We start from the raw sequence: 15,146 nt of genomic DNA on the forward strand, positions 1-15,146 counted from the left end.
CGCCTCGCTCACCGTTGACCTCTCCCTACCCGTGGGGCACTTCTACCCAGACTAGGGCGGTACGCACCGTTTGTGCCCGAGGCTCGAACCTCAGTCGGCGGCGGGCACCCGGGTGAGCAGCCAGGGCTCGACCAGGCCGAGGCCGCGGACCGGGCGGCGCCACATCGGCTGGAGGTGGAAGCGGTGGCCGGGGCCGGGCGCGGTCTCGGGCAGGTGCGCGGTGCCGTTCTGTTCGAGCGCGGCGGCGAGTTCGCCGTCGACCAGGACGGCGTCCTTGGGGGCGATCGAGGTGAGCCGGGAGGCCAGGTTGACGGTGGTGCCGAAGACGTCGCCCATCCGCGAGGTGACGGTGCCGAAGGCCATGCCGACCCGCAGCGCGGGCATGTTGTCCTCCTTGGCGAGCGTCTCGACCAGGGAGAGGGCGATCTCGGCGACGGTGGCCGGGTCCTCGGAGACGAACAGGATCTCGTCGCCGAGCGTCTTGACCACCCGGCCGCCCTGCCCGGCGATCAGGTCGGAGCAGGTGTTCTCGAAGCCCTCGACGAGTTCGCCGAGCTCCTCCTCCTCCAGCCGGCGGGAGAGCCGGGTGAAGCCGACCAGGTCGGCGAAGGCGACGGCGAGCCGCCCGGAGGTGACCTCGTGGTCCTCGGCGGCGGCGACCACCCGGCCGGTGACGGCGGCGAGCTGCCGGCGCCAGACGTACACCAGGAACTGCTCCAGCTCGGGCAGCAGCAGCTCGACCAGCGGGTAGGCGACGTCGGAGCGGGTCATCCCGGGCTCGACGGGCTGGGTGAGGTTGTCCAGGAAGGTGTCCATCTGCCAGCCGGCCAGCCGGGAGGTGGTCTGGCCGGTGGAGCGGGCGACCTGGATCGCCATCGGTTCGCTGAGCAGCCCGGACTCGATCAGGCCGGCCAGCCGGCGCAGCGCGATCACGTCGTTGTCGGTGAGGGCGCGGGACTGGCCGATGTCGGGGAAGCCCATGGCGCGCCAGAACCGGGTGGCGAGGTCCATCGGGACCTCCGCGGCGCGGGCGGCCTGGTACGGGGTGTACTTGCGCGGCGCGTCGAGGATCAGCCGCTCCAGGTCGGTGGCGACGGTGGTCTCGTCCGTCGCGCCGTTGCCGGAGCCCGTCGTGGCGCCGCCGTTGTCTGTCACCGGTCCGTCCCCGTGCGGCCAGCCGCACTTGTGTCTTGCCGTCCTGGAGGTGCGGGCACGCGACCACCGCGGGGGTAGTGGCGAGCCTCACACCGCTGCCAGGTGGAATGTTCGCACGGAATCGCGTAATCCGGAGCATCCGCCCGGCAGCCGGGCGGACGGTCCCGCAGGGTGAGACCGCCGCGCCCGGCCCGGCTCAACCCTGCGGGCGCACGTGCACCACGTCCCCGGCGGCCACCGGGTGCCGGGCCCCGTCGGGGGTGCGGACCACCAGGCGGCCGTCGCCGTCCACCGCGACGGCCTCGCCGAGCAGTTCGCGCTCCCCGGGCAGCTGGACCCGCACCGGCCGGTTCAGCGTGGTGCAGCGGGCGGTGTACGCGGGCAGCAGGCCGCTGGCGTGCGGGTCGCCGGCGGCGGCCGTCCACTCGCCGTACAGCTCGGCGAACTCGCGCAGCACGCCGCGCAGCAGGGTCGACCGGTCGGTGGTGCCGGCTCCGGCCAGCGCCAGCGAGGTCGCGGTGGGGACGGGCAGCTCGTCCGCGCGCAGCGAGACGTTCAGGCCGATCCCGGCCACCACCGCGCCGCCGGACAGCTCGGTGAGGATGCCGCCGAGCTTGCGCTCCCGCCCGTCGACGACGGTCTGGAGGTCGTTGGGCCACTTCAGGCCGGTGCGCAGGTCGGCGATCCGGTCGAGGGTGGCGGAGACGGCGGTGCCGACCAGGATCGGCAGCCAGCCGTAGCGCTCCACCGGCACCCCCGCGGGCGCAGCAGCACCGACAGGAACAGCCCGGAGCGCGCCGGGGCGGTCCAGCGGCGGTCCAGCCGGCCGCGGCCGGCGTGCTGCGACTCGGCGACCAGGACGGCGCCCTCGGGCGCGCCCGCCGCGGCCCGGGCGGCGAGGTCGGCGTTGGTGGAGCCGGTCTCGCTCACCACATCGAGTGAGGTCCACAGCGCCCCGGGCCGCACCAGGTCGAGCCGCAGGGCCCGCTCGTCCAGCGGCGGACGCTCCAGGTCGGTCCACGGGGAGGGGCCGTCGTGGCCGAAGCCGCGCAGGCCGGAGCGGCGGGGGCGGGGGCGGTCGGGAGTGGTCACCGGGTCAGCCTAGATCGGTTCCGGGACGGCGCACGCCGCATCATCGTCCCGCAGAACGGGCAGGGGGAGCGATGTGTCGATGGCCATAACCCCGCGCCCGCCCGCGCTGGTTACGCTACTGCACGGTAGACCGCAGCGCCGCCCTGCCCGCAACCCTCACGCGCCGGGCCGGCGGCCGAGGACGCAGGGAGAGCCACCGGACATGACCCAGGCACCGCAGGACCCGCACACCACCGCCGGGAAACTCGCCGACCTGCGCCGGCGGATCGACGAGGCGGTGCACTCCGGCTCGGCCGCGGCCGTGGAGAAGCAGCACGCCAAGGGCAAGCTGACGGCCCGTGAGCGGATCGCGGAGCTGCTGGACGAGGACTCCTTCGTGGAGTTCGACGAGTTCGCCCGGCACCGCTCCACCAACTTCGGCCAGGAGAGGAACCGCCCGTACGGCGACGGCGTGGTGACCGGCTACGGCACCGTGGACGGCCGCCAGGTCGCGGTGTTCGCCCAGGACTTCACGGTCTTCGGCGGCTCGCTCGGCGAGGTGTTCGGCGAGAAGATCGTCAAGGTGATGGACTTCGCGCTGAAGACCGGCTGCCCGATGATCGGGATCAACGACTCCGGCGGCGCCCGCATCCAGGAGGGCGTGGTCTCGCTCGGCCTGTACGGCGAGATCTTCCGGCGCAACGTGCACGCCTCCGGCGTGATCCCGCAGATCTCGCTGATCATGGGCCCGTGCGCGGGCGGCGCGGTCTACTCCCCCGCCGTGACCGACTTCGTGGTGATGGCCGACCAGACCTCGCACATGTTCATCACCGGGCCGGACGTGATCAGGACCGTCACCGGCGAGAGCGTCGACATGGAGGAGCTGGGCGGCGCCCGCACCCACAACACCAAGTCCGGCAACGCGCACTACCTGGCCGCCGACGAGAAGGAGGCCGTCGAGTACGTCAAGAGCCTGCTCTCGTACCTGCCCTCCAACAACCTCTCCGACCCGCCGGCCTACCCCGAGCGGGCCGACCTGGAGATCACCGCGGCGGACCTCGAACTCGACGCCATCGTCCCGGACTCGGCGAACCAGCCGTACGACATCCGCCGGGTGATCGAGCACGTCCTGGACGACGGCGACTTCCTGGAGGTCCAGCCGCTGTACGCGGGCAACATCGTGATCGGCTTCGGCCGGGTCGAGGGCCACCCGGTCGGCGTGGTCGGCAACCAGCCGATGGACCTGGCCGGCTGCCTGGACATCGCCGCCAGCGAGAAGGCCGCCCGCTTCGTGCGCACCTGCGACGCCTTCAACATCCCGGTGCTGACCTTCGTCGACGTGCCCGGCTTCCTGCCCGGCACCGGCCAGGAGTGGGACGGCATCATCCGGCGCGGCGCCAAGCTGATCTTCGCCTACGCGGAGGCCACCGTGCCGCTGATCACCGTCATCACCCGCAAGGCGTTCGGCGGCGCGTACGACGTGATGGGCTCCAAGCACCTGGGCGCCGACATCAACCTGGCCTGGCCGACCGCCCAGATCGCCGTGATGGGCGCGCAGGGCGCGGTCAACATCCTGCACCGCCGCGAGATCGCCGCCGCCGAGGCCGAGGGCCTCGGCGAGGAGCGCCGCGCCGAACTCCTCGCCTCCTACGAGGACACCCTGCTCAACCCGTACCTGGCCGCCGAGCGCGGCTACGTCGACGCCGTCATCGCCCCCAGCGAGACCCGGCGGCACATCGTCCGCGGCCTGCGGGCGCTGCGCGGCAAGCGGGAGTCGCTGCCGCCCAAGAAGCACGGCAACATCCCGCTCTGACCACCGAAGGGAAACCCGCGCGATGAGCCCCATTCAGGTGCTGCACGGCCAGCCGACCCCCGAGGAGCTGGCCACCGTCCTGGCGGTGGTCCAATCCCGGGCCGCGACCGGGGCCGCCGCCGCCCCGGCCGCCGGCCCGGCCACCGCCTGGACCACCCGCACCCCCCGCACCCTGCCCGCCCCGGGCCCGCACGCCTGGCGCACCAGCCTCTGGCCCCGGTGAACCGGGACGCCGGGCGCGGCGGAGTGAGTACGGATACTCAGGCCCCGCGCCCGGCGCGCGTTGCAGGGTGGTGGGGTGCTCTGGTCAGACCCCCGCGACGAGCCGTCGCAAGAGGCCCGCGAGGTGCTGTGCCGGCTGCGGCGGACGGCGCTGGTGCTCGCGCTGCTGGCGCTCGCGGGGGCGGCCCTGGTGCTGCTGTAGGCGGGCCGGTGCCGTGGCGGGGCGGTACTAGGCTGGGGCCATGACCGCTCGCCGCCCGCTGGTTCTCGCGTCCGCCTCCCCCGCCCGGCTGGGCCTGCTGCGGCAGGCGGGCCTCGATCCGCTGGTGCGGGTGAGCGGGGTGGACGAGGACGCGCTGAGCGCCGCGACGCCGGGCGAGCTGGCGCTGGTGCTGGCGGTGGCCAAGGCGGAGAAGGTCGCGGGCGAGCTGGCCGCCGAGCCGGGCGAGCCGCCGCTGGTGGTCGGGTGCGACTCGGTGCTGGAGCTGGACGGCGTCGCGCTGGGCAAGCCGGCCGACCCGGCGGAGGCGCTGGCGCGCTGGCGGTCGATGCGCGGGCGCGCGGGCGTGCTGCGCACCGGCCACTGCGTGATCGACACCGCGACCGGGCGGCGGGCGGCCGAGACCGCCTCCACCACCGTCCGGTTCGGGACGCCGGACGACGCCGAGGTCGCCGCGTACGTCGCCTCCGGCGAACCGCTGCACGTGGCCGGGGCGTTCACCCTGGACGGCCGGTCGGCACCGTTCGTGGAGGGGATCGACGGCGACCCCGGCAACGTGATCGGCCTGTCGCTGCCGCTGCTGCGCCGCCTGCTCGCCGAGCTGGACGTGCGCATCACCGACCTCTGGGCCTGAGCGGCCGCCGGCCCGCCGGCCCGCCGCCGCGTCAGCCCGTCGCGGGGGCGTGCCGGCCCAGGTAGGCGAGCACGTCGGGCAGCGCGCCGTCCTGGAGCAGCAGGGCGCCGTGGCGGGAGCCCGGGTAGAGCTTGAGCTGCTTGTCCTCCCCGGCGGAGGCGTCGTAGAGGGTCTGCGCGCTGGTGTTGAACGGGGAGTCGCCCTGTTCGGCGGCGAAGTAGGTCGGGGCCTTGACCGCCTTGACCGCGAGCGCCGCGTTGAACAGCGGGTACACCTCGGGCGAGCTGAGCGAGACCACGGCCCGCACCGGCAGCGGGTTGTCGTCGAGCCGGGCGGCGACCAGCGAGGCGGCGGCGCCCTTGGAGGCGCCGACCAGGGCGACCGCGCCGACGCCCTGGTCCCGGTAGTACCGTTCGGCGGCCTTGATGCCCTCGGTGACGTCACCCGTGCAGGTGAAGGCGAAGACCGCGTAGCCGGCCCCGGTGAACGCGTCGAGGGCCGGCACCCACTCGCAGAGCGAGCCGTCGGCCTGGTGCGAGAAGACCACGCCGACCCGGGCGTGTCCGGCGTCGGAGTCCCGGTAGTAGGCGTCCAGGTCGGTGCCGCCGGCGGTGCCGGCGTCGAGGGTGAGGGCGCCCTTCGCGGCCTGGTCCGGGGTGAGGCAACCGTAGGTGCGGGCGGTGGCGCCGGGCGCCGGGGCGGCCTTCCCGCCCCCGTCGCCGCCGGGGCCGGAGCAGGCGGTGAGCAGCAGCGCGGTCGCGGCCAGCGCGGTGGACAGCATGGGACGCTTCACGTTTCCCCCGTGAATCGTGCGAGTGGTGCGTGGTCGCTGCGACGGTAGGGAGCGGCCCGATCCGGGTCAATGGTCTGAACCATTCCGTTATCCCGGGGCCGGAACCGGAGCACTCCGGTCCGCTTGCCGGGTGCGGAATCGGACAGAACCGGGCCCGTACATCTGTTGCAGAGTTCCACCCCTCCCCCGCCGGGCGCCGTTAGGCTGACGCAGCCGGACCGGAAAGGGGCGACGAGGAGCGGAAGATGACCGATGGGATGCTCAACGTCGTTCTGGGACTGGTCGCTTCGGCGATCAGTGCCGGGCTGGGCTGGCTGGCCCAGTCGCTGCGCCGGCGGCGCCGGCTGGAACGGCAGCGGGCGTTCTTCGGCCTGCCGGCCGGCGGCGAGGCGCTACTGGTGGTCAACCGCCAGGCGTCGGCGCCGGACCCGATGAGCGTGGCGCGCGACGACGCGTACGCCCTGATGGAGCTGGCCGCGCTGGTGCGCGAGTGCGGGGCCCGCGCCACCCTGGCCGGGCACGACGAGGTCCGGCAGGGGCTGGGCGACAAGGCCGAGTTCTGCGTGGGCGGGCCGGCCGGCAACCGGCGGACCGCGGCCCACCTGGCGTCCTGGCTGCCGGGCGTGTCGTTCGCCGAACCGCCCGCCGGGGCCGGGCACCCGGTGCACACCCTGCGGGTCGGCCCGCGGGAGTTCCGGTTCCTGACCTCCACCGAGCAGCCCGGCCAGCGGGCGTACGCGCTGCTGGCCCGGGTGCACCTGCGCGAGGGCGGCCGGCCGGTGTTCGTGATAGCCGGGCAGACCGCGGTCTCCAACCGGGCCGCGGTCCGCTACCTGGCCGCGCACCACCGCGCGCTGGCCCGCGAGCACGGCCGGGACGGCGCGTTCGCGGTGGTGCTCCGGGTGGTGAACGCCCGGGCCTACGGGCCGGACGTGGTGGAATTCGAGGCGGACGTGACGGGCGCGGCGGCCACCCGCCCGGAACCGGCGGCGGCCTGATCCGAGCCCCGGTGTGGCGAAGACCACCCCGGCCCGCCGGGTGCCCCGGCCCTCCGGCGCACCACCGCCCCGGGCCCGCCGCCTGCGGCGCGCCGCCAACGGCCGCCGCCCGTACGGGAGTACGGCAACCGAGCGTGTGAGCACGCTCACCACCAGGGACTACTCGCCGGTAGCACCCTCCAATCCATAGACTCGACGAGGTTCGAGAAGGGAGCCACAGTGCGCAAGGTGCTCATCGCCAACCGCGGAGAAATCGCCGTCCGCGTCGCCCGGGCCTGCCGGGACGCGGGTATCGCCAGCGTCGCCGTGTACGCGGAGCCTGACCGGGACGCGCTGCACGTCCGGGCCGCCGACGAGGCGTACGCGCTGGGCGGCGACACCCCCGCCACCAGCTACCTCGACATCGCCAAGGTGCTCAAGGCCGCCGCCGACTCGGGTGCGGACGCGATCCACCCCGGGTACGGCTTCCTGTCGGAGAACGCCGAGTTCGCGCAGGCCGTCCTCGACGCCGGCCTGACCTGGATCGGCCCGCCGCCGCAGGCCATCCGCGACCTGGGCGACAAGGTCACCGCCCGGCACGTCGCCCAGCGCGCCGGCGCCCCGCTGGTGGCCGGCACCGCCGACCCGGTCTCCGGTGCCGACGAGGTCGTCGCGTTCGCCACCGAGCACGGCCTGCCGGTCGCCATCAAGGCGGCGTTCGGCGGCGGCGGCCGCGGCCTGAAGGTCGCCCGCACGCTGGAGGAGATCCCCGAGCTGTACGACTCGGCGGTCCGCGAGGCGGTCGCCGCGTTCGGCCGCGGCGAGTGCTTCGTCGAGCAGTACCTCGACAAGCCGCGGCACGTCGAGACCCAGTGCCTGGCCGACCAGCACGGCAACGTCGTGGTGGTCTCCACCCGCGACTGCTCGCTCCAGCGCCGGCACCAGAAGCTGGTCGAGGAGGCCCCCGCGCCGTTCCTCACCCCCGAGCAGAACGCCGAGCTGTACCGCGCCTCCAAGGCGATCCTGCGCGAGGCGGGCTACGTCGGCGCCGGCACCTGCGAGTTCCTGGTCTCCCAGGACGGCCTGATCTCCTTCCTGGAGGTCAACACCCGCCTCCAGGTCGAGCACCCGGTCTCCGAGGAGGTCACCGGCCTCGACCTGGTCCGCGAGATGTTCCGGATCGCCGACGGCGAGGAGCTCGGCTACGACGACCCCGAGGTCCGCGGCCACTCCTTCGAGTTCCGGATCAACGGCGAGGACCCGGGCCGCGGCTTCCTGCCCGCCCCCGGCACCGTCACGCTGTTCGCCCCGCCGTCCGGACCGGGCGTCCGGCTCGACGCCGGCGTCGAGTCCGGCTCGGTGATCGGCCCCGCCTGGGACTCCCTGCTGGCCAAGCTGATCGTCTCGGGCGCCGACCGCAAGCAGGCCCTCCAGCGCGCCAAGCGCGCCCTGGAGGAGTTCAAGGTCGAGGGCATGGCCACCGCCATCCCGTTCCACCAGGTCGTGGTGACCGACCCGGCGTTCGCCCCCGAGGTGCACGGCTCGGACGGCCCGTTCACGGTCTTCACCCGGTGGATCGAGACCGAGTTCGACAACACCATCGCGCCGTTCGTCGGCGCGGGTCCCGACGGCGAGGAGCCCGAGGGCCGCGAGACCGTGGTGGTCGAGGTCGGCGGCAAGCGGATCGAGGTCTCGCTGCCTTCCTCGCTCGGCGTCGCCGCGGCCCCGGCCGCCGGTGCGGGCGCGGCCAAGGCCAAGCGCCGGGTCGGCGCCAAGAAGGCCGCCGCGGCGGTCTCCGGCGACACCCTGGCCTCGCCGATGCAGGGCACCATCGTCAAGGTCGCCGTCGAGGAGGGCCAGGTGGTCGCCGCGGGCGAGCTGATCGTGGTCCTGGAGGCCATGAAGATGGAGCAGCCGCTGAACGCCCACAAGGCGGGCACGATCGTCGGCCTCAAGGCCGAGGTCGGCGGCTCGGTCTCCAGCGGCGCCGCGCTCTGCGAGATCAAGGACGTCTGACCCGCCGACAGCACCGGCGGCACCCCGGAGGGGGCGGGAGTCCTGGGACTCCCGCCCCCTCCGGGCTGTCCGGCTCGCTCCTCTGGGCCGCCCCCTCCGGGCTGTCCGGCTCCTCCGGGCCGCCCGCCCCTCCGGGCTACCCGCCCGCGCCGAGCACCAGTTCCTCGACGCCGCACAGGAAGCCCGCCATCTGCGCGCGGCTCAGCAGCGCGCCGTCCGCCACCATCCGCAGCTCGACCGCGCCGGGCACCGCCACCACGTCCACCGCGACGGACACCCCCGGGCGGGCCGGGAACTCGTCCGGGAAGCTCAACTCCCGCTCCCCCGAACCCCCCTGGCCCGGCGCGTCGGCCATCAGCGCGGCCAGCGGGTCCCGGGTGTCGTTCCAGAACACCGAGTGGTCGGCCAACTCGACGCCCGCCGCCCGCAGCCCGTCCAGGTCGGCGTCCAACCGCGGCTTGTCGTAGCCGGAGTGCCGGTAGGCGGTGAGCGCCGGGCCGTGGGCGCGGCGGACCGTCTCGGCGAAGTCCGCGGCGATCTCCGGCAGGTGGAACAGGCCCTCCTGGGCGAGCGTGGTGACGGCCTCGGCGGCCTGCTCGGTGAACCGGTTGCCGACCACCACCTGGCACAGGAACTCGCGCTGCCCGCCCAGCCGACCCAGCTCGGTCGCGGCGGCGGCCAGCAGCACCGTGGCGTCGCCGGTGCGCAGCCGGGCGGCGGCCTCCGGGAGGGCGGCGGCCAGCGCCGGGGAGCGCAGCACCGCGTACGGGAAGGTCCGCTCCGGGTCGGGCGCGGCGGCCGGGCGGGGCAGCAGGGCGCGCGGGCCGGCGGTCAGCTTCTCCCGCCAGTGCCGGCGGGCGGCGGCGTCCCGGCGGCGGCCGCGCGCGGTGGCCTGCTCGGCGGCCTCCTCCAGCGGCTGGGCGAACTCCCGCTCGGCGCGCAGGTCCCGGGCGCTGCGCCCGGCGGCCAGCAGCATCAGGTCGCGGACGGTGCGGCGCATCCCCCAGCCGTCCGAGGCGGTGTGCGAGAGCACCAGGACGGTCTGCCGGACCAGGCCGTCGACCAGCACCAGGCCGATCCGCACCGGCCACTCGCGGGCCGGGTCGAACGGGCGCCGGGCGTACCCGGCGAGCAGTTCCCCGGCCGCGGCGGCGGCCCGCTCGGGCGTGTCCCGGTGCAGCAGCGCCACCGGGAGGGTGCCGTCGGCGTCCACCAGCTGGACCAGGTCGCCGTCCTCCTCGACCAGCCGGGTGCGCAACGCGTCGTGCAGGTGCAGCAGTTCGGTGTAGGCGCGGAGCACCACGGCCGGCTCCGCGCCGGGCTCGACGGGGGCGGCCAGCCGCAGGTTGTAGCGGGGCGCGTCGGTGCCGAGCCGGACCAGGGCGGAGTGGATGGCGCGCTGCCCCCAGGTCGCGGGGCCGCGTCCGCCGCGCGCCCCACGCACCGTCAGTTCTGTTGTGCGGTCGAGTGTTTCGCTCGCTGCGTCCATGGGCGCAGACGCTACAAGCGGGTCGGCCGCGGCGGCCAGGGATCGGCCGCGGGCGGGCCGGAACCGGTCAGTGCGGCCGTCCGCGGCGGGGGCGGCGCCCCGTCCCGACGGCGGGGCCGGTGGTCCGTGCGGCGGGGCCGGTGATCCGTGCGACGGCGGGGCCGGTGCTCCGTGCGGCGGGGCCGGTGGTCCGCGCGGCGCGGGGCCGGCGCTCCGTGCGGCGGGGCCGGTGCGCCCCGCTCAGCGGATTCGTTCGGCCAGCCGGGTGGGCGGCAGGGCGCCGCCGTGCGGCGCTCCACCGTGCGGGGCGGGGCGGCGCTGGCCGGGCAGCGGGCTGCCGGGGGCCAGGCCGGGCTGCGGCGGGACCGGGCGGCGGGCGGGCTGCTGGTGCCCGGCGGTCTCGGCGGTCAGGCCGAGCGAGGCCACCGAGACCTGCACCCCGCAGTCGGCGAGCGCGTGCTGCTCGCGGGAGGTGAGGTCCTCCAGCAGGGTGCGCTCGTCGGTGACCAGCCGGGTGATCGCCTCGGTGGCGACGGTCTGGAACATGCTGTCCGCGCCGAGCTTGGTGTGGTCGGCCAGCACGATCACCTCGTTGGCGGCCTGCACCAGCGCCCGGTCCACCGAGGCGGAGAGCATGTTGGCGGTGGACAGGCCGCGTTCGGCGGTCAGGCCGCTGCCGGAGATGAAGGCCTTGGTGACCCGCAGCCCGGCCAGCGACTGCTCGGCGCCGCTGCCCACCAGGGCGTAGTTGGAGCCGCGCAGGGTGCCGCCGGTCATCACCACCTCCACCCGGTTGGCGTGCGCCAGCGCCTGGGCGACCAGCAGCGAGTTGGTGACCACCGTCAGCCCGGGCACCCGGGCCAGCCGGCGGGCCAGCTCCTGGGTGGTCGTCCCGGCGCCGACCACGATGGCGTCGCCCTCCTCGACCAGGTCCGCGGCGAGGTCGGCGATGGCGCTCTTCTCGGCGGTGGCGAGGTGGGTCTTCTGCGGGTAGCCCGGGTCCCGGCTGAACCCGCCGGGCAGCACCGCGCCGCCGTGTCGGCGGTCGAGCAGCCCTTCGGACTCCAGCGCCCGGACGTCCCGGCGCACGGTGACTTCGGAGGTCTGGACGACGCGGGCCAGCTCACGGAGCGACACGGCTCCGTTGGCGCGCACCATCTCTAGGATCAACTGGCGACGTTCTGCTGCAAACACAGGACCGACGGTAACCCGAGTGACCGTCTGCTTTCAGGCGTTTGCACCTGGTAACGGGATTTGCTCACCTCGGAACGGCGCACGACCGTACAATGCGCGCTCCTCCGCCCGGGTGAGCCGGACGGTGCGCGCCCGGCTCACTTCCGCAGCCCCCCGCGCCCCTGGCCGCCCGGGCCGGCCAAGGCCCGCGGGCGGCCCGCGGACGTCACCGCGGACGTCGCCGCGGACGTCAGGAGCCAGCGACCTCGCGCTTGCGGATGTGCAGCTGACGGGCCGCCTCGGCGGTCGAACCGGACAGCGACGGGTACACCGTGAAGGCGCTCGCGACCTGCTCCACCGTCAGGTTGTTGTCCACCGCCAGCGAGATCGAGTGGATCAGCTCGGAGGCGCGCGGGGCGACCACCACGCCGCCGACCACGATGCCGGTGCCGGGGCGGGCGAACAGCTTCACGAAGCCGTCCCGGATGCCCTGCATCTTGGCCCGCGGGTTGCCCCGCAGCGGGAGCTTGACCTCGACGGCGTCCATCTTCCCGCAGGACACGTCGGCGTGGGTGTAGCCGACGGTGGCGATCTCCGGGTCGGTGAACACGTTGGACGCGACGGTCTTCAGGTTCAGCGGCTGCACCGCGTCGCCGAGCGCGTGGTACATCGCGATCCGGCCCTGCATGGCGGCCACCGAGGCCAGCATGAAGACGCCGGTGCAGTCACCGGCCGCGTACACGCCGGGGGCGGAGGTGCGGGAGACCCGGTCCACCTTGATCTGGCCCCAGTCGTTGACCGCGACGCCGGCCTCCTCCAGGCCCAGGTCCGCGGTGTTGGGGATCGAGCCGACCGCCATCAGGCAGTGCGTGCCGGTGATCACCTTGCCGTCGGCGAGGGTCACCTCGACCCGGTCGCCCAACCGCTTGGCGCTCTCCGCCCGGGAGCGGCTCATCACGTTCATGCCGCGGCGGCGGAACACGTCCTCCAGCACCTCGGCCGCGTCCGGGTCCTCGCCCGGGAGCACCCGGTCGCGCGAGGAGACCAGCGTGACGTTCGAGCCGAGCGCCTGGTACGCGCCGGCGAACTCGGCGCCGGTGACGCCGGAGCCGACCACGATCAGCTCGCGCGGCAGCTCCTCCAGGTCGTACACCTGCGTCCAGGCCAGGATGCGCTCGCCGTCCGGCTGCGCGTCGGGCAGCTCGCGCGGGCGGACGCCGGTGGCGATCAGCACCGCGTCGGCACGCACCGACTCGGTGCCGCCGTCGGCCAGTTCGACCAGCACCTCGCGGGAGCCGTCGATCGCCTGGCCGCCGCCGCCCAGCCGGCCGCGACCGCGCAGCACGGTGACCCCGGCCCGGGTGACCGCCTGGGTGATGTCGTGCGACTGGGCGATCGCCAGCCGCTTGACGCGCCGGTTGACCTTGCCGAGGTCGACGCCGACCACCCGGGCCGGGTCGGCCGGGTCCGCCGTGCCGTCCGCGACCAGGATGCCCAGTTCCTCGTAGGAGCTGTCGAAGCTGGTCATCACCTCGGCGGTGGCGATCAGCGTCTTGGACGGCACGCAGTCCGTCAGCACCGCCGATCCGCCCAGACCGTCGCGGTCGACGACGGTCACCTCCGCGCCGAGCTGGGCGGCCACGAGGGCCGCCTCGTATCCGCCTGGTCCGCCACCGATGATCACGATCCGAGTCACGTGCCCCATTCTCCCGCATGCCGGAACCGATTCCACGCCGGGGCCGTTGTTGTTCCCCTCTCACTCGCCTCCCGGCCGCCTTCCGGCCGTCTCCCGCCCTCCCTCCCGCCCCCTGCGCCTCTCCTCCCCCGCCCGCCCCACGGGGTCGGCCGGTCCGCCCGCGGGATGGGACCTCCCTCCACCACGGGCCCGCCCCGGCGCGCAGCCCGGCGGGACGCCCGGCTCCCGTAGGCTGGCGCCATGTCGCTCTACGCCGCCTACGCCACCAACCTCGACGCCCGGCAGATGTCCCGCCGTGCCCCGCACTCCCCGCTGCGCGGCACCGGCTGGCTGCCCGGCTGGCGGCTGACCTTCGGCGGTGAACAGCTCGGCTGGGAGGGCTCGCTGGCCACCGTGGTGGAGGACGAGAAGGAGCAGGTCTTCGTCTCGCTCTACGACGTCGCCCCGATGGACGAGGAGGGCCTGGACCGCTGGGAGGGCGTGCAGCTCGGCATCTACCGCAAGGTCAAGCTGCGGGCCCAGACCCTGGACGGCGAGGTCGCGGTCTGGACGTACGTGCTCAACGACTACGAGGGCGGACTGCCCGCCGCCCGCTACCTGGGCCTGATCGCGGACGCGGCGGAGAGCGCCGGCGCCCCCGACGACTACGTCCTGGACCTGCGCCGCCGACCCTGCTGAGGCCGTCGACCTCCCGCACCGCCGCTTTCCCCGTTCCCGCCCTCCCCTTGCCCCGCGCTTTCCCCTTGCCCCGCGCTTTCCTCCGCTGTCCCCCGCTTTCTCCCGGGTGCTCCCCCTCCCCCGCTCCGTACTTTCCTCCCGGTCGACGCCCCCGGCCGGGGAGGAATCCTGTCGTTCCACGCAATCCGGGTAACGATCCGGCATGCCCTGGGCGTGCTGTCTACGCGCGTAGGCAGATGTGACCTATCCTCGACCGTGTGAACGCATCTCCTCAGACGGTCGTCTCCGCCGACCCCTACGCCGCTGCCCGGGCCGCCGCCGACCGGCTGCGCGAACTCACCGGCGCCGAGCGCCACGACGTCGCCCTGGTGATGGGCTCCGGCTGGGTGCCGGCCGCCGACGCCCTGGGCGAGACACTCGCGGAATTCCCGGTCACCGACCTGCCCGGCTTCCCCGCCCCCGCGGTGGCCGGCCACGCCGGCACCATCCGCTCGGTGCGGATTCCCGGCGGCGGCGAGCGCCGCGCACTGGTCTTCCTCGGCCGCAACCACTACTACGAGGGCCACGGCGTGGCCACCGTGGTGCACGGCGTGCGCACCGCCGCCGCGGCCGGCTGCCGCACCGTCGTGCTCACCAACGGCTGCGGCGGCCTGCGCCAGGGCTGGGTCCCCGGGCAGCCCGTGCTGATCAGCGACCACATCAACCTGACCGCGGACTCCCCGATCGTCGGCGCCAACTTCGTCGACCTCACCGACCTGTACTCCAAGCGCCTGCGCGCCCTGTGCCGCGAGGTCGACCCGACCCTCGACGAGGCCGTGTACGTGCAGTTCCGCGGCCCGCACTACGAGACCCCGGCCGAGGTCAACATGGCCCGGGTGATCGGCGGCGAGCTGGTCGGCATGTCCACCACCCTGGAGGCCATCGCCGCCCGCGAGGCCGGCGCCGAGGTGCTCGGCATCTCGCTGGTCACCAACCTGGCCGCGGGCATCACCGGCGAACCCCTCAACCACGCCGAGGTGCTGGAGGCCGGCCGGGCCTCCGCCGAGCGGATGGGCACCCTGCTGGCGAAGGTCCTGGAGCGGATCTGACACCCCGGCGGGAGCCCTACTCCCGCCCCGCACGGCAGTTCTGACGGAGAATCGGGAACCGTGACGGCGAGCAGCACACGACGGCGGACCGGCCCCGACCAGACGGGACCGGTCCGCCGTC

The 15,146-nt window shown here is 74.6% G+C and carries 13 protein-coding genes and 1 pseudogene; 8 read left to right on the forward strand and 6 right to left on the reverse strand.

Features of this window, described 5'->3' with window-relative positions; translation table 11 throughout:
* Nucleotides 1–90: 90 nt before the first annotated feature.
* Entirely contained in the window at nt 91–1,155 is a 1,065-nt protein-coding gene (locus QMQ26_RS13770; protein WP_100837969.1) for an adenylate/guanylate cyclase domain-containing protein, read from the reverse strand.
* Nucleotides 1,156–1,351: 196 nt separating this feature from the next.
* Nucleotides 1,352–2,208 (reverse strand): annotated as a pseudogene (locus QMQ26_RS13775) (biotin--[acetyl-CoA-carboxylase] ligase).
* A gap of 241 nt (nt 2,209–2,449) precedes the next feature.
* On the opposite strand from QMQ26_RS13775, the gene QMQ26_RS13780 reads away from it, so the two are divergent.
* The 4 genes from QMQ26_RS13780 to QMQ26_RS13795 all read left to right on the forward strand — a co-directional run bounded on the left by QMQ26_RS13780 (nt 2,450) and on the right by QMQ26_RS13795 (nt 5,115).
* Nucleotides 2,450–4,039: an acyl-CoA carboxylase subunit beta gene (locus QMQ26_RS13780; protein WP_100837967.1), complete on the forward strand. Its 1,590-nt coding sequence runs from the start codon at nt 2,450–2,452 to the stop codon at nt 4,037–4,039.
* A 22-nt stretch (nt 4,040–4,061) separates the two neighbouring features.
* Nucleotides 4,062–4,262 (forward strand): acyl-CoA carboxylase subunit epsilon, encoded by a 201-nt coding sequence (locus QMQ26_RS13785; protein WP_282205885.1) that lies wholly within the window; start codon nt 4,062–4,064, stop codon nt 4,260–4,262.
* Nucleotides 4,263–4,337: 75 nt separating this feature from the next.
* On the forward strand, nt 4,338–4,463 hold the full coding sequence (mmpB, locus tag QMQ26_RS13790) for a morphogenic membrane protein MmpB (RefSeq protein WP_255410785.1): 126 nt from the start codon (nt 4,338–4,340) through the stop codon (nt 4,461–4,463).
* Nucleotides 4,464–4,503: 40 nt separating this feature from the next.
* On the forward strand, nt 4,504–5,115 hold the full coding sequence (locus QMQ26_RS13795) for a Maf family protein (RefSeq protein WP_100837965.1): 612 nt from the start codon (nt 4,504–4,506) through the stop codon (nt 5,113–5,115).
* Between the two features lie 31 nt (nt 5,116–5,146).
* Here QMQ26_RS13795 and QMQ26_RS13800 read toward each other — a convergent pair whose 3' ends face one another.
* On the reverse strand, nt 5,147–5,908 hold the full coding sequence (locus tag QMQ26_RS13800) for an alpha/beta hydrolase family protein (protein ID WP_282205886.1): 762 nt from the start codon (nt 5,906–5,908) through the stop codon (nt 5,147–5,149).
* A gap of 245 nt (nt 5,909–6,153) precedes the next feature.
* Between QMQ26_RS13800 and QMQ26_RS13805 the strand changes: the two genes are divergently transcribed.
* Both QMQ26_RS13805 and QMQ26_RS13810 read left to right on the forward strand, forming a co-directional pair.
* A complete protein-coding gene (locus QMQ26_RS13805; protein ID WP_100837963.1) occupies nt 6,154–6,906 on the forward strand; it encodes a hypothetical protein in 753 nt (250 codons plus the stop codon).
* A gap of 219 nt (nt 6,907–7,125) precedes the next feature.
* Nucleotides 7,126–8,901 (forward strand): acetyl/propionyl/methylcrotonyl-CoA carboxylase subunit alpha, encoded by a 1,776-nt coding sequence (locus QMQ26_RS13810; RefSeq protein ID WP_100837962.1) that lies wholly within the window; start codon nt 7,126–7,128, stop codon nt 8,899–8,901.
* Between the two features lie 136 nt (nt 8,902–9,037).
* Here QMQ26_RS13810 and QMQ26_RS13815 read toward each other — a convergent pair whose 3' ends face one another.
* The 3 genes from QMQ26_RS13815 to QMQ26_RS13825 all read right to left on the reverse strand — a co-directional run bounded on the left by QMQ26_RS13815 (nt 9,038) and on the right by QMQ26_RS13825 (nt 13,268).
* On the reverse strand, nt 9,038–10,390 hold the full coding sequence (locus QMQ26_RS13815; RefSeq protein WP_282205887.1) for a condensation domain-containing protein: 1,353 nt from the start codon (nt 10,388–10,390) through the stop codon (nt 9,038–9,040).
* Between the two features lie 240 nt (nt 10,391–10,630).
* The gene (locus tag QMQ26_RS13820; protein ID WP_404814173.1) at nt 10,631–11,548 is read right to left on the reverse strand and encodes a DeoR/GlpR family DNA-binding transcription regulator; all 918 of its coding nucleotides are present in this window, start codon (nt 11,546–11,548) and stop codon (nt 10,631–10,633) included.
* Between the two features lie 265 nt (nt 11,549–11,813).
* Nucleotides 11,814–13,268, reverse strand: a complete 1,455-nt coding sequence (locus tag QMQ26_RS13825; RefSeq protein ID WP_282205889.1) for an NAD(P)H-quinone dehydrogenase — start codon at nt 13,266–13,268, stop codon at nt 11,814–11,816.
* A 231-nt stretch (nt 13,269–13,499) separates the two neighbouring features.
* On the opposite strand from QMQ26_RS13825, the gene QMQ26_RS13830 reads away from it, so the two are divergent.
* Nucleotides 13,500–13,937 carry a gamma-glutamylcyclotransferase gene (locus tag QMQ26_RS13830; RefSeq protein ID WP_014136114.1) on the forward strand — a complete coding sequence of 146 codons (438 nt, stop codon included), beginning with the start codon at nt 13,500–13,502 and terminating at the stop codon, nt 13,935–13,937.
* Nucleotides 13,938–14,194: 257 nt separating this feature from the next.
* Entirely contained in the window at nt 14,195–15,025 is an 831-nt protein-coding gene (locus tag QMQ26_RS13835; RefSeq protein WP_111556946.1) for a purine-nucleoside phosphorylase, read from the forward strand.
* The last annotated feature ends 121 nt before the right edge of the window (nt 15,026–15,146 follow it).

It is taken from the genome of Kitasatospora fiedleri, assembly GCF_948472415.1.
GTDB lineage: Bacteria > Actinomycetota > Actinomycetes > Streptomycetales > Streptomycetaceae > Kitasatospora > Kitasatospora fiedleri.